This is a genomic window from Streptomyces sp. NPDC102437, from assembly GCF_044765565.1.
Lineage (GTDB): Bacteria > Actinomycetota > Actinomycetes > Streptomycetales > Streptomycetaceae > Streptomyces.
In genome coordinates this window covers 55,575-69,096 of the sequence record NZ_JBIWKI010000031.1, presented here as the reverse complement: position 1 = coordinate 69,096, position 13,522 = coordinate 55,575, and the positions used below count along the sequence as shown (strand labels likewise).

12 protein-coding genes, 1 pseudogene and 1 riboswitch are annotated in these 13,522 nt (G+C 73.0%); of the genes and pseudogenes, 6 read left to right on the top strand and 7 right to left on the bottom strand.

What is annotated here, in order from left to right; all coding sequences use genetic code 11:
* Positions 1–18: 18 nt before the first annotated feature.
* From ACIRJP_RS31230 to ACIRJP_RS31215, 4 genes are all read right to left on the bottom strand, one after another.
* Complete coding sequence (locus ACIRJP_RS31230) at positions 19–1,563, bottom strand: cobyric acid synthase (RefSeq protein ID WP_404181279.1); 1,545 nt, start codon at positions 1,561–1,563, stop codon at positions 19–21.
* On the bottom strand, positions 1,560–2,573 hold the full coding sequence (locus ACIRJP_RS31225; protein WP_404181276.1) for a cobalamin biosynthesis protein: 1,014 nt from the start codon (positions 2,571–2,573) through the stop codon (positions 1,560–1,562). The genes ACIRJP_RS31230 and ACIRJP_RS31225 overlap by 4 nt, the downstream gene beginning before the upstream one ends.
* Before the next feature lie 144 nt (positions 2,574–2,717).
* Positions 2,718–2,849: riboswitch (cobalamin riboswitch) on the bottom strand.
* Positions 2,850–3,000: 151 nt separating this feature from the next.
* Positions 3,001–3,231: a hypothetical protein gene (locus ACIRJP_RS31220; RefSeq protein ID WP_124718378.1), complete on the bottom strand. Its 231-nt coding sequence runs from the start codon at positions 3,229–3,231 to the stop codon at positions 3,001–3,003.
* A 22-nt stretch (positions 3,232–3,253) separates the two neighbouring features.
* On the bottom strand, positions 3,254–4,525 hold the full coding sequence (locus ACIRJP_RS31215) for an anion permease (protein WP_404181273.1): 1,272 nt from the start codon (positions 4,523–4,525) through the stop codon (positions 3,254–3,256).
* A 255-nt stretch (positions 4,526–4,780) separates the two neighbouring features.
* Between ACIRJP_RS31215 and ACIRJP_RS31210 the strand changes: the two genes are divergently transcribed.
* The 3 genes from ACIRJP_RS31210 to ACIRJP_RS31200 all read left to right on the top strand — a co-directional run bounded on the left by ACIRJP_RS31210 (position 4,781) and on the right by ACIRJP_RS31200 (position 8,145).
* Complete coding sequence (locus tag ACIRJP_RS31210; RefSeq protein WP_404181270.1) at positions 4,781–5,440, top strand: class II aldolase/adducin family protein; 660 nt, start codon at positions 4,781–4,783, stop codon at positions 5,438–5,440.
* Between the two features lie 82 nt (positions 5,441–5,522).
* Positions 5,523–6,650: an alpha/beta hydrolase gene (locus ACIRJP_RS31205; protein ID WP_404181267.1), complete on the top strand. Its 1,128-nt coding sequence runs from the start codon at positions 5,523–5,525 to the stop codon at positions 6,648–6,650.
* A gap of 184 nt (positions 6,651–6,834) precedes the next feature.
* Entirely contained in the window at positions 6,835–8,145 is a 1,311-nt protein-coding gene (locus ACIRJP_RS31200) for a hypothetical protein (protein WP_404181313.1), read from the top strand.
* Positions 8,146–8,187: 42 nt separating this feature from the next.
* On the opposite strand, the gene ACIRJP_RS31195 is transcribed toward ACIRJP_RS31200, so the two are convergent.
* On the bottom strand, positions 8,188–8,601 hold the full coding sequence (locus ACIRJP_RS31195) for a VOC family protein (RefSeq protein ID WP_376415380.1): 414 nt from the start codon (positions 8,599–8,601) through the stop codon (positions 8,188–8,190).
* 114 nt (positions 8,602–8,715) lie between these two features.
* A pseudogene (locus tag ACIRJP_RS31190) lies at positions 8,716–9,412 on the bottom strand (neutral zinc metallopeptidase); the annotation flags it as partial.
* Between the two features lie 137 nt (positions 9,413–9,549).
* Between ACIRJP_RS31190 and ACIRJP_RS31185 the strand changes: the two are divergent.
* From ACIRJP_RS31185 to ACIRJP_RS31175, 3 genes are all read left to right on the top strand, one after another.
* The gene (locus tag ACIRJP_RS31185; protein ID WP_351255182.1) at positions 9,550–11,148 is read left to right on the top strand and encodes an ABC-F family ATP-binding cassette domain-containing protein; all 1,599 of its coding nucleotides are present in this window, start codon (positions 9,550–9,552) and stop codon (positions 11,146–11,148) included.
* 341 nt (positions 11,149–11,489) lie between these two features.
* Positions 11,490–11,711, top strand: a complete 222-nt coding sequence (locus ACIRJP_RS31180) for a helix-turn-helix domain-containing protein (protein WP_018518904.1) — start codon at positions 11,490–11,492, stop codon at positions 11,709–11,711.
* Positions 11,712–11,860: 149 nt separating this feature from the next.
* Complete coding sequence (locus ACIRJP_RS31175; protein ID WP_404181263.1) at positions 11,861–12,652, top strand: enoyl-CoA hydratase/isomerase family protein; 792 nt, start codon at positions 11,861–11,863, stop codon at positions 12,650–12,652.
* Between the two features lie 113 nt (positions 12,653–12,765).
* On the opposite strand, the gene ACIRJP_RS31170 is transcribed toward ACIRJP_RS31175, so the two are convergent.
* Positions 12,766–13,467, bottom strand: a complete 702-nt coding sequence (locus ACIRJP_RS31170) for a hypothetical protein (RefSeq protein WP_404181260.1) — start codon at positions 13,465–13,467, stop codon at positions 12,766–12,768.
* Between the last annotated feature and the right edge of the window lie 55 nt (positions 13,468–13,522).

The following is a 13,522-nucleotide window of genomic DNA, read 5'->3' as shown; positions in this document are numbered from 1 at the left end:
GGTCTCGGGACGCGCTGTTCACCGGCGGCCTCCCGGGGCCGCGGGGGCGGCGGGGGCAGCGGGGGCTCCCGGGGCGATGAAGGGAAGACCCGACGGTGCGCCCGACTCGATGAGCCGCAGCAGCGCGTCGGTGTCCGCGTGCTCCTCGACGAGATCGCCGAGGCGGTCCAGCTGCTCCTCGCGCAGCGCCGCGAAGCAGGTGTCCGGAGCGGGGACGAAGCGCCGGCCGGCGCCACGGGCGACCTCGGCCAGGAAGCGGCGGCGGAACTCGTCGCTCTCCAGCGAGCCGTGCCAGTGGGTGCCCCACACGGCGCCGACCCGGCAGCCGTCCAGGAACGGCTCCCCGCCCCGCACGTCCGCCACGCCTTGGTGGATCTCGTACCCCTCGACCGGCGCGCCGAGCGCCTCGCCGACGGGCCGGGCCAGGGTCTTCTCGCGGTCGAAGCGGATGTGTACGGGGAGCAGGCCGAGGCCCGCCACCTGTCCGGCCCGCGACTCGACCTCGTCCTCGATGTGCTCGCCGAGGATCTGGAAGCCGCCGCAGATGCCGAGGACCGGCCGGCCCTCGGCCGCGCGCCGTACCAGCGCGTCGGCGAGGCCGCGCTCGCGCAGCCAGGCCAGCGCCTTCACGGTGCCGCGGGTGCCGGGCACCACGGCCAGGTCCGCGTCGGACAGCTCCTCGGCGCGGTCCACGAACCTGACGACTACGCCGGGCTCCGCGGCCAGCGCGTCCACATCGGTGAAATTCGACATCAGCGGCACCGCGCACACCGCGACGCGCAGCACGTCCTCGCCGTGCGGCGGCGCGACGGCCGACTCGCGCACGGCGCCGCGCAACGAGACCCGCAGCCCGTCCTCCTCGTCGATGCCGAGCCCGTGGGCGAAGGGCAGCACCCCGTACGTCGGCCGGCCGGTGAGGTCCCGCAGCATCTCCAGGCCCGGCTCCAGCAGCGACACGTCGCCGCGGAACTTGTTGACGAGATAGCCGGCGATCAGGGTCTGGTCCTCGGCGGCGAGCAGCGCCGTCGTACCGAAGAACGAGGCGAAGACGCCACCGCGGTCGATGTCGCCGACGACCACCACCGGGAAGCGCGCCGCCCGCGCGATGCCCATGTTCACGATGTCCGTGCGCCGCAGATTGATCTCGGCCGGGCTGCCCGCCCCCTCGCAGATCACCGCGTCGTACGTGCCCCGGAGCTGCTCCAGGCAGTCCACGACCGTGGAGAGCAGCGCCTCCTGCCTGCCCCCGTGGTAGCCGCGGGCGCTCATCTCGCCGACCGGCTTCCCCATCAGGACGACCTGGCTGGAGCGGTCGCTGCCGGGCTTGAGCAGGACCGGGTTCATCAGCGCGCTCGGCTCGACGCGGGCGGCCTGGGCCTGCATGGCCTGGGCGCGCCCTATCTCGGCGCCCTCCCGGGTGACGAACGAGTTGAGCGACATGTTCTGCGCCTTGAAGGGCGCCACCTTCACGCCCCGGCGCACGAGCCAGCGGCAGATCCCTGCCGTGACGACGCTCTTGCCCGCGTCGGAGGTGGTTCCGGCGACCAGCAGCCCGCCGCTCATGCGTTGCTCCGTCCTGTGGTGCGAGGTCCCGCCAGGTTGGTCGCGGTGCTCCGGCGCCCCGCGATCCGCCGTGCGGCGAGGGCCGCGCCGAGCCGTCCCGCCACGCACACGCCGAGCGCCAGCGCACTCACCCGGCGCGACAGCCGCACCACGCGCTCGATGTCCGCGGTCTCCACCGCCCGGCCCGTCTCCCCGTTGAGCACGGGGCGGTGCTCGACCCGGCCGCCGTACGCGAGGGTCCCGCCGAGCCGTACGCCGAGCGCACCCGCGAACGAGGCCTCCACCGGGCCCGCGTTGGGGCTCGGGTGCTTCGCGGCATCGGCCCGCCAGGCGCGGACCGCGCCACGCGGGCGCCCCCCGGCGGCCACGGCGAGGAGGGCCGTGAGCCGGGCGCCCGGCCAGCCCGCGAGGTCGTCCAGGCGGGCCGAGGCCCAGCCGTAGCGCAGATGCCGGGGCGAGCGGTGCCCGACCATGGCGTCGAGGGTGTTGGCGGCCCGGAAACCGGCCAGCCCGGGGACCCCGGCCAGCGCACCCCACACCAGGGCGCCGACCACGGCGTCCGAGGTGTTCTCGGCCACGGACTCCACCACGGCGCGGGCGATCTGCGGTCCGTCCAGGGAGTGCGGGTCGCGTCCACACAGATGCGGCAGCCGCTCGCGGGCCAGCTCGATGTCACCGGCGGCCAGGGCGGAGCCGATGGCCCGCGCCTCGCGGCCCAGGGACGTACCGCCGACGACGGACCAGGTGGCGGCGGCGGTCAGTGCCACGGAGGCGGCGGGGCTGCGGCGCACGGCACGGGTGAGCAGCGCGGCACCGCCTGCGGCGCCTCCTGCGCAGACGAGGGTGTGCAGCGTGCCCCAGCCGCGGTGATCGCGCCACAGACGGCGCTCGACGCCCGCCGCGGCCCGCCCGAAGGCGGCGACCGGGTGTCCCCTGCGGGGGTCACCGAGCAGCAGGTCGCCGATCAGGCCGGCCGTGGCGCCGTACGCGAAGATGCGGTCGGCTCGCACGGCTCAGCCGGCCGTCGCGCCTCGGCGGACCTTTGTACAAAAGGCTCTCGTGGAGAGCACCGGGACAACGGACGCACGGCAGCCGGGCATGGCGATATGTCCTCACTCAGGGTCCGCGCCCTGGTTCGACGTGACCGGCGACGAGAGTCTCCTGGCTCCCGGATCCGCGGTTCCCCCGGCCTTCCAGCCCGCTCGCGCGAGCCGTGACTTCCGGTGTGGGGGACCGCTCCCCGGTGACAGTGGCGGGACCGCGCCGGATTCGCACCGGCTTCCTCTGCTGTCGCCGTAATTGGCTCCGGCAGTCCACCACGCTCTGCGAACGCCCGTCAACCTGCCGTTGACCTGCGACGGCGCAGTGTGCTGAGACGCACATCGGGCCGGACACACGTGGTGTCCGGCCCGACGGGAGAGCGTGCGCGGGAGCGGCTCAGGCGACGATCAGATAGATCCCGTACGCGACGGCCGCCGCGCACAGCCCGAAGCAGACGTACGCGCCGGCGCGGGCCAGCAGCAGCGAGCCGCCGGAGCCGCCCTGCGCCGCCGGTTCCGGCTGCTTGGAGAGGCCGACGATGCCCAGGGTGAAGAGGCCCACCAGCGCGACGGTGACAACGAGGGAGACGCCGAATACGGAGCCGAGGGCTGCCCAGTCGATGTTCATGCTGATTCCTTAGACGGCCGGCTCAGACGGTGGCGGGTCGCGCCGGGTCCTGGGTGGTTCCGGCCGGGGCCGGAATGGTGGTCATGAGGTTCAGGTCCGGCGTCTGGGCCGCGGCCGCGGTGGGCGGCGGGCTGACGGCGGCGATGGCCTGGGTGACGACGCCCGCGGGCTCGGTGCCGCCGTCCGACGGGGCGACGTCGCCGTGGCCGACCGGCTTGCGGCGCGACACCAGCCAGATGGCACCGGAGCCCGCGACCAGCAGCGCCGCGACGACCACGACGCCCCAGGTGCCCTGCTTGGTGAGGAGCTCCGCGCCCGCCCCGACCAGACCGGCGGCCGGCAGGGTCAGACCCCAGGCGACGAACATCCGGGTGGCGGTGGACCAGCGGACCACACCGCCCTGCCGGCCGAGGCCCGCGCCCATCACGGCGCCGGAGCAGGACTGGGTGGTGGAGAGGGAGAAGCCGAGGTGCGAGGAGGCCAGGATGACCGTGGCCGCACTGGTCTGGGCGGCGAAGCCCTGCGGCGGCTTGAGGTCGGTGAGGCCGCTGCCCATGGTGCGGATGATGCGCCAGCCGCCCAGGTAGGTGCCGAGCGCGATGGCCGTACCGGCGCAGACGATGACCCAGACCGGCGGGTTGGAGCCCGGGTGCAGGACGCCGCCGGTGACCAGGGCCAGGGTGATGATGCCCATGGTCTTCTGCGCGTCGTTGGTGCCGTGGGCGAGCGAGACCAGCCCGGCCGAGGCGATCTGGCCGGCCCGGTAACCCTTGGCGGTGGCCTTCTCCTGGGCGTCGTTGCGGACCTTGCCGCCGATCCGGTACGTCAGCCTGGTGGCCAGCAGCGCGGCCAGACCGGCGACGACCGGGGCGGCGACCGCGGGGAGCAGCACCTTGGTGACGACGGTGCCGCCGTTGACGGACGACCAGCCGGCCGACATCACCGCCGCGCCGATCAGGCCGCCGAACAGGGCGTGCGAGGAGCTGGACGGCAGTCCGACCAGCCAGGTCAGCAGGTTCCACAGAATGGCGCCGACGAGCGCCGCGAAGATGACTTCTGTCCGCAGCCCGTCCTCGTTGATGATCCCGCCGGAGATCGTCTTCGCGACCTCCACCGACAGGAACGCGCCGACGAGATTGAGAACGGCGGACATGGCCACCGCTGTCTTCGGTCTGAGTGCACCGGTCGAGATGGTGGTCGCCATCGCGTTCGCGGTGTCATGGAAACCGTTCGTGAAATCGAACACTAGAGCTGTCACGATCACAATCGCGAGTAGCAGCGTGATGTGTTCCATTTACCCAGGCAATCGTTCGACGTCATTGGCATGTGGACCGTAGGCAATCTGGGTGAACGGAAGATGAACTGGGCAGGGCGCTGTGGTGTTCCAAAGCGGAGCCGAAGCATTCCGCTTGTTGCCGCAGGGGGTGCGCCCCGGCCGTTCTGCGGGGCGTGGCCCGGCCCGCCGGCGGGGTACGGCCCTGTTTCCTGGCGGAGCACGGCTGTGGCCGATCGCATACCCGTTTGCCCCCGGGGCTGACAGGATCGGCGCATGAGCGATCAGCAGCGGGACGCGATCGGACGGGCCTGGGACGGCGTCGTCGCCACCGCCCGGCGGACGGCGGCCGAGGGCCTCGTCGTCGGGACCTCGGGAAACGTTTCGGCACGGGTCGGCGACACCATCCTGGTCACGCCGAGCGGAGTGCCGTACGACCGGCTGGGCCCCGAGGACGCCGTCGGCGTCGATCCGGAGGGCAACCGCGTACTCGGCGAACTCGCCCCGACCAGCGAACTCCCCCTCCACCTCGCCGTCTACCGGAACACCGACGCGGCCGCCGTCGTGCACACCCACGCGGTGCACGCCACCGCCGTCTCCACACTGGTTCCCGAGGTCCCCCCGGTCCACTACGCCGCCGCCATGCTGGGCGGCCACGTCCGCGTCGCCCCCTACGCGCGCTACGGCACCGAGGAGCTGGCCGTGAACATGCTCGCCGCCCTGCGCGACCGCACCGGCTGCCTGCTCCAGAACCACGGAACCGTCACCTACGGAGCCACCCTGGACCAGGCGTACGACCGGACCGCCCAGCTGGAATGGCTCTGCCGGCTCTGGCTCGCCGCGAGCTCCGTCCCCGGACGCGTCCCGAGCCTGCTCTCCCCGGAGCAGCTGGACGATGTGCAGGAGGCGCTGAAGGCGTACGGACAACCGGGCTGACCCCGCCGGTCCGGTCCACCGGACGGCGTAGGGGCTGCCCCGTCCACTGGCAGGGTCCCGCACCCGCCACGAGACTGAAGCGGTGCGCCCGGCAACAGTTACGGCAGCAGCCGTCACCACGATCCTCGGCGTCGGTGCGGCAGCGGTCGCGGCCGGCCGGTGGGCCAGCGACGCCGCCCTCAGGGCACCGTCCGGGCGGCCCCTCCCCGCCGACCGCAGACTCACCGTGCACGCCACGGCGGCCGGGCAGGTCACCCTGACCCGCTCCTTCACCGCCCTGCGGCCCGGCACGTACGGACTGACGGGCAAGGACGTCCACGCCGTGGTCGGCCCGGTGATCGAGCACGCCCACCACGCCCCCGACACCGTCGTCCGCAGACTGGAACGCGTCGACCGCGGCAGCCTGGAGATCGGCGCCAAGGTCCGGGTGACCCCGCAGCTGCACAGCGGCGACCCGTCCTCGGCTCTCGGCCTGGACCACCGCGACGTCGAGATCCCCGGCGAACTCGGCACCCTGCCCGCCTGGTTCCTGCCCGGCCCCCGCGACACCTGGGTCATCACGGTGCACGGCATCGGCACCACCCGGGAACACCCCATGAACGTCATGGGTTTCCTGCACGGCCTGCGGCTGCCCGTCCTCGACCTGGCCTACCGCGGCGACGCCGGAGCCCCGAGGCCCCCCGACGGCCTCGCTCATCTCGGCGAATCAGAATGGCGCGACCTGGACGCCGCGATCCGCTTCGCCGTGCGGTACGGAGCCGAGAAGGTCGTCCTGCACGGCTGGTCCACCGGCGCCTCCATGGCGCTGCTCGCGGCCGTCAACTCCGCGCTGCGCGACCGGATCTGCGGCCTCGTCCTGGACTCCCCGGTGCTGGACTGGGCCACCACGCTGCGCGCCCTGGCCCTCGCCCGCGGCGTCCCGGCCGCCCTGCTGCCGCTCGCCGTCCGCGCCGCCGAGGGGCAGACCGGACTGCACGGCGCCCGGCTGCTCGACGGCTCCCTCGCCCCGGCACTGCGCGCCCCGACCCTGATCTTCCACGGACCCGACGACCGGCTCGCCCCCTGGCAGCCCTCCCGCGACCTCGCCGCCCGCCGCCCGGAGCTGATCGCGCTGCACGCCGTACCGCAGGCTCCGCATGCGGCAATGTGGAATGCCGATCCGGCCCACTACGAAGAGACCCTGCGCCGCTTCCTCACGCCCCTGATGTGAGGTGATGCGAGGGTTCGGCCGGTTGGTCCAGGGCCCCGTCCACCAGCCCCTCCACCGGGAATTCGGGTTCCGTTTGGGCTTTCGGGCCGTCAGGGGCAAGACTGCTCCCGTGACGTCCCGTAACCCGCGCGACTCCAGGCTGCGACTTGTCCGCCCGCGACCCCTTGCGACCGCCCGCAAGGCCGTGACCACCCGGCGCACCAGGCCGGCACCCCGCCCACCGGAGGGCACCCCGCCCCGGTCGGAACTGGCCCGGCAGGCCAGGACGGCCCTCGCCGATGCCGTACGGATCGCCCGCTGGGCGGCCGACGGCGCGATCCCCGGCGCACCACCGCTCGCCGCCCAGGCGCTCCAACGGGCCGCGGCCGCTCTGGAATTGTCCCCGGCCCAGGTGCGCTCCGGCTGGGACCGGGCCAGGCTCGCCGGCCTCGTCGAACTCCACGGCGACACCGCACGCCCCGGCTGGCGGCTGCGTGCCTGGGACCGCGACGACTCCGCCGTGCTCCGCGGCTGGGTGGCGCTCTTCGACGCCTGGTCGCTCGTCCACCCGGCACCCGCGGACATCGAGTCCACCGCGGTCGCCGAGGCCGTCGAGGCCGTGCCGCAGGTCCTCTCCCTCCTCCAGCTCTCGGCCGGCCCGGTCACCGTGCCCGCCCTGCTGGACCTGCTCGGACAGCGCGTCGCGGAACTGCGCGAGGAGCGCTGCGAGGTGCCCTACGGACCCCAGCCGCTGCCCGCACCGGCCGACACCGCGCCCGCCGCACACCCCGCCGCCCTGGTGGCGCTCCTGCTGGACTGGGCCCTGGAGGGCCTGGCCGCCGTCGGGGCGCTGACCCTCGGCGCCGGCCACGCAACCCTCACCCCGCTCGGCAACTGGGCGGTCTGGGTCAAGCTGGAACAGATCTGCGTCGCGGCCCAGAGCCCGGCCGGGAACATCGAGCAGTCCGCCGCCGACATGCTGCTGGGCTGTGCCCGGCTCACCCCGGGCCCGGCCCGCGACGAATACCGGGCCTGGCTGGCCGCCCGCCCCGTCGGCAGCGCCGTCGCGGAACTCCTCGCCGTCGCCCGCGGCGAGGACGCGCTCCTGCGCGGGCTCGCCTTCGAGGCGCTCCGGGTCGTCGGCGCCCCGGCCGAACCCGAGGTCCGCTCCGTCGTCGCCGACCCCTCGCTGCGCCCCTACGCGCTGCTCTGGCTGGCCGAGTACGACGGAACCGACCCCGAGGACGCGCAGGACGTCCTCAGCCGGGAGGAGGCCACCTGGCTCTGGGTCGACACCGCGGCGGCCGTCGCCGACCACGGCGAGACCGGGCTGCTGGTCCGTCATCTCGACTCGGCCGTCCAGGGCACGGTGCCGGCCCTGCTGGACGAGGTCCGGGCCGTCGGCCATCCGCGCACCGTGCAGGTGCTGGTGGCCCTGGCCGCCGCGCACCCGGACCCGGCGCTGGCCAAGGCGGTGCGCCGGGCCGCGTTCCAGGTGCACACCGGCGGCGCCTGACACCCCGCGCCGGACAGGCCCTGCCCCGGGCCCGTCCGGCCGTCAGTCCGCCGACCCCGGTGCGTACGTGCCGAAGCTCCACACATTGCCCTCGGCGTCCCGCGCCATGTAGTCGCGCGAGCCGTAGTCCTGATCGGTGGGCGGCATCAGGATCTCCACCCCGTACTCCACCGCCCTGGCGTGGTGCGCGTCGACCTCGTCGACCACGACGTAGACACCGGCGGGGCCAGCGCCCTGCATCGCCTTGGCGAAGACGCCCTCGCGGCCCTTGGAGCCCAGCATCACCCTGCCGTTGCCGCAGGACAGCTCGGCATGGAGCACCTGGCCGCCCTCGCCCTCGTACACCGCTTCCTCGGTGAAGCCGAGGCCCTCCGTCAAGGTCCTGATCGCGCTCTTCGCGTCGTCGTACAGAATCGTCGGATAGATCGTCGGAACGCCGGCCGGTGCGCCTGCCATGACGCTCACCCCTTTTCGTACTCCCGTGACCCGGTTCTGTGATCTGCGTCTCAGTCTTCCATCCGCCACTGACAACGGCCCGGCACGGCATCCGTACGGGCACGGCCCCGGGACTCAGCGGAAGGTGTTGCAGCCGGCCATGTCGCCGCTGCGGAAGCCGGTGGTGAACCACTGCCGGCGCTGCGCGGCCGAGCCGTGCGTCCAGGACTCCGGCGTGACGCGGCCCTGGAACTTCTCCTGGATCCGGTCGTCGCCGACCGCGGCCGCCGCGTCGAGCCCGTCCCGGATGTCCGCCTGTGTCAGCGAGGTGATCAGCGGCCGCCCGGTCGACTCGTCCGGCGCGGTCGTCGCGTGATGTGCCCAGACCCCGGCGTAGCAGTCCGCCTGGAGCTCCACCCGGACCGCGTTGCTGTTCTCGCCGGTCCGGCCGTCCTGGGACCGTTCCGGCGTCCCCATCAGGTCCTGCACATGGTGTCCGTACTCATGGGCGACGACATAGGCCTGGGCGAACGGGCCGCCGCCGGCGCCGAACTTCGTCCGCAGCTCGTCGAAGAACCCCAGGTCCAGGTAGACCTGCCGGTCACCCGGGCAGTAGAACGGCCCGACCGCCGAGGTCGCGGAGCCGCACGCGGTGCCGACCCGGTCGCTGAACAGGACGGTGGTGCGACGGCGTGTACGTGCCCCGGCACCGCTGGAACTCCTGCCGCCAGAAGTCCTGCACGCTGTTGACCACGGCCACGGTCCGGCAGTCGTCCCTGGTGTTCGCATCCTGCCCGGTCCGGCAGGACTGCTGCACCTGTGCCGCCGTCGTGCCGTGGACGCATGCGGAAAAGCAGTTGCACACCGCCAGTAGAATGGCCCGTATGGCAATTCTCCTTGTGCATTAGCGGCGTCGAGACACCTCCGCCCTCGTCCCGTCAGCCGTCCGACCCGCCCTGGAGTTTTACCGTGATCACCGCTTCCGGCATCGAGCTGCGTGCCGGCGCCCGCATCCTCATCGAGTCCGCCTCCTTCCGTATCGCCAAGGGCGACCGCATCGGCCTCGTCGGCCGCAACGGAGCGGGCAAGACCACGCTCACCAAGTGCCTCGCCGGCGAGGGCAACCCCGTCGGCGGCACCATCGCCCGCTCCGGCGAGGTGGGCTACCTCCCGCAGGACCCCCGCACCGGCGACCTCGACGTGCTGGCCCGCGACCGCATCCTCTCCGCCCGCGGCCTCGACGAGATCCTGCGCAAGATGCGGGAGAACGAGGAGCGGATGGCGACCGGCAAGGGCGCCACCCGCGAGAAGGCGATGAAGAAGTACGAGCGCCTGGAGACGGAGTTCCTCACCAAGGGCGGTTACGCCGCCGAGGCCGAGGCCGCCACCATCGCCGCCGCGCTCAGCCTGCCCGACCGGGTGCTCGGACAGCCGCTCCACACGCTCTCCGGCGGTCAGCGCCGCCGCGTCGAGCTGGCCCGCATCCTCTTCTCGGACGCCGACATCCTGCTGCTCGACGAGCCGACCAACCACCTCGACGCCGACTCGATCGTCTGGCTGCGCGACTACCTCAAGACCTACCGCGGCGGCTTCATCGTGATCTCCCACGATGTCGAGCTGGTCGAGACGGTCGTCAACAAGGTCTTCTACCTCGACGCCAACCGCGCGCAGATCGACATCTACAACATGGGCTGGAAGCTCTACCAGCAGCAGCGCGAGGCCGACGAGAAGCGCCGCAAGCGCGAGCGGCAGAACGCCGAGAAGAAGGCCGCGGCCCTCAACTCGCAGGCCGACAAGATGCGGGCGAAGGCCACCAAGACCGTCGCCGCGCAGAACATGGCCAAGCGCGCCGAGCGGCTGCTCTCCGGTCTGGAGGCCGTCCGGGTCTCCGACAAGGTCGCCAAGCTCCGATTCCCCGAGCCCGCGCCGTGCGGCAAGACCCCCCTGATGGCGGAGGGTCTGTCCAAGTCGTACGGCTCGCTCGAAATCTTCACCGATGTGGACCTCGCCATCGACAAGGGCTCCCGGGTCGTCATCCTCGGTCTCAACGGCGCGGGCAAGACCACGCTGCTGCGGCTCCTCGGCGGCGCCGAGAAGCCCGACACCGGCGAGGTGATCGAGGGGCACGGCCTCAAGCTCGGCTACTACGCCCAGGAGCACGAGACCCTCGACCCGGACCGTTCCGTCCTGGAGAACATGCGCTCCGCGGCGCCCGATCTCGACCTCGTCGAGGTCCGCAAGACGCTGGGCTCCTTCCTCTTCTCCGGCGACGACGTCGACAAGCCCGCCGGTGTCCTCTCCGGCGGTGAGAAGACCCGTCTCGCCCTGGCCACCCTGGTGGTCTCCTCCGCCAATGTGCTGCTGCTGGACGAGCCGACCAACAACCTCGACCCGGCCAGCCGCGAGGAGATCCTCGGCGCGCTGCGCACGTACAAGGGCGCGGTCGTCCTCGTCACGCACGACGAGGGCGCGGTCGAGGCGCTCCAGCCGGAGCGCATCATCCTGCTGCCCGACGGTGTCGAGGACCTGTGGGGCGCGGACTACCAGGACCTGGTCGCGCTGGCCTGATCCGGGCCGCCGCCGTCTGATCCACTCCGTCTGGATCATTCGGCCTACGCGTGATCCATCATCTGCGTGAGTGCGTCTCGTACCCCGGCGCAGCGCCCGGCAGATACCTGCCGGGCGCACCCGTATGGCGGCCGCGCACCCCGTGTGGCCCTGACCTGCCGGTTCGGTTCCGGGCCTTGCGCTGTCTGCTGCCACAGCCCGGCGGAATGCGAAATTCCGGTCGTGTCGGCCGGTTCCCCGGCCGTGAACCCGGTTGTACGGACCTTGCCGAATGGGTGGCCAGGAAGCTCTTGAGGGGTGATCATGAGAGTCCAGAGCGCACTTCCCATGAGGAGGCACGGGTGGCCGAGACTCTGAAGAAGGGCAGCCGGGTTACCGGCGCCGCGCGCGACAAGCTCGCGGCAGACCTGAAGAAGAAGTACGACTCCGGTGCGAGCATCCGGGCGTTGGCCGAAGAGACCGGCCGCTCCTACGGATTCGTCCACCGGATGCTCAGCGAGTCCGGAGTCACGCTGCGGGGACGCGGCGGAGCGACGCGGGGCAAGAAGGCCGCCACGGCCTGACGCCCCGGGGTCGAGGGGCAGGCTGTGCGGCCCGCCCCGGGGCTCACCGGTTTCGGCGGTGGCCACCCGGTCGGCAGTGATGCCGTTCGGGTGGTTACTGTTCAGTCACTTAGCTCTTCATGTTGACTGAACCGATCCGGAGGCGCCCCATGACCTCGCTCGACTCTGTGCTCGACAAGGACGGTGTAAGACTCACCGTCGACGACGCGGTCGCCACGGTGACCCTCACCAATCCGGCCAAGCGCAACGCTCAGTCCCCCGCTCTGTGGCGGGCGTTGACGGAGGCCGGACGGGCGCTGCCCGGCAGCGTGCGGGTCGTCGTGCTCCGCGGCGAGGGCAAGTCCTTCTCCGCGGGACTCGACCGGCAGGCGTTCACCCCCGAGGGGTTCGACGGCGAGCCGTCCTTCCTCGACATGGCGCGCGGACCGGAGGCCGAGCTCGACGCGACCATCGCCGAGTACCAGGAGGCGTTCACCTGGTGGCGCCGCAACGACATCGTGTCGATCGCGGCCGTCCAGGGGCATGCGATCGGTGCCGGCTTCCAGCTCGCCCTCGCCTGCGATCTGCGGATCGTAGCCGAGGACGTGCAGTTCGCGATGCGCGAGACCAGCCTCGGTCTGGTGCCCGACCTCACCGGTACGCACCCCCTGGTGAACCTGGTGGGGTACGCCCGCGCGCTCGAAATCTGCGCCACGGGCCGCTTCGTGCACGCCGAGGAGGCCGAGCGCACCGGCCTGGCCAACCTCGTCGTCCCCGTCGGTGAGCTGGACGCCGCGGCCCGCGATCTGGCCGGCGCGCTGCTGGCGGCCCCGCGCGACGCCGTCGTGGAGACCAAGGCGCTGCTCAGTGGTGCCGTCTCCCGCGGTTACGAGGATCAGCGCGTCGCCGAACGCGCCGCGCAGGGCCGTCGGCTGCGCGATCTGGCGGGCATCACCGACTGAGTCCGGCCGAGGGTCGCGGGGCGGCGCCGCGGGGCCGGGCACCCCCATCGCCGGTCGGTGCGAGCCTCCCGCGCCTCGATCACGGGGGCCCGGACCTCGGACCCGCCCCGCGCTCAGCCCCGCTCCACCACCGCGGTGACCAGCACCGCGACCGAAGGATGCCCCTCCACCGCCGCGGCCACGGCGCCCCGCACCGCGCGGACCACGTCGAGCGCCCGGTGGTCCGAGGCCGTCGCCAGCTCGACCCGCACATGGCCCGGCCGCGCGTGCACCGCATGGCCCAGCACCCGGGTCAGCGTCACCACACCGGGAACACCCGCCGCCACGGTCCCCGCGAGCCCCTCCGCCTTCGTCGCGCGCGCCTCGGCCGGGGCGGGAGCCGGTCGTTCCGGTGCGGTGTCGAGCAGTTCCGTCACCCGGACGTCCACTGCGGCGACCACCAGGCCGAGTCGCTGCCCGGCCGCCGTCAGCAGCGCCACGCGCAGCGCCTCGGCCGCGGCGGGCAGTGGCTGACCGGACACGGCCGACATCTCCGCCTCGATCCGCAGCGGACCAGGACGCAGCGCGCTCGGCGGCGCCTCCACCTCCGCCCGGGGCGCCCCGTCCGGATCGGCCACCGAGATCCTCAGCTCCCCGAGCACGGGGCCGGGGCGCGCTCCCGTCACCGCTGTGCGCAGCACCGTGACCGCGGCCCGCTCGGAGATCCAGGCCCCGTCCGCCGGACCGCCCAGCGGAAGCAGCCGGCCGAGGCCGAGCCGCTGCCGGACCGCCGCTGTCCATTCGTCCGCCCTGTGCGGGCCGTCAGCCGTCGTCATTGCCCCAGCCTGCCGCATCCACGGCGCGGGACGGAACAAGCGCACCTAATGTGGG

Coding starts and splice junctions, on each gene's coding strand:
- ACIRJP_RS31220 (WP_124718378.1), bottom strand. CDS start 3,231: ATGAACATCGACTGGGCAGCCCTCGGCTCCGTATTCGGCGTCTCCCTC.
- ACIRJP_RS31210 (WP_404181270.1), top strand. CDS start 4,781: ATGAGCGATCAGCAGCGGGACGCGATCGGACGGGCCTGGGACGGCGTC.
- ACIRJP_RS31175 (WP_404181263.1), top strand. CDS start 11,861: ATGACCTCGCTCGACTCTGTGCTCGACAAGGACGGTGTAAGACTCACC.
- ACIRJP_RS31170 (WP_404181260.1), bottom strand. CDS start 13,467: ATGACGACGGCTGACGGCCCGCACAGGGCGGACGAATGGACAGCGGCG.
- ACIRJP_RS31215 (WP_404181273.1), bottom strand. CDS start 4,525: ATGGAACACATCACGCTGCTACTCGCGATTGTGATCGTGACAGCTCTA.
- ACIRJP_RS31195 (WP_376415380.1), bottom strand. CDS start 8,601: ATGGCAGGCGCACCGGCCGGCGTTCCGACGATCTATCCGACGATTCTG.
- ACIRJP_RS31230 (WP_404181279.1), bottom strand. CDS start 1,563: ATGAGCGGCGGGCTGCTGGTCGCCGGAACCACCTCCGACGCGGGCAAG.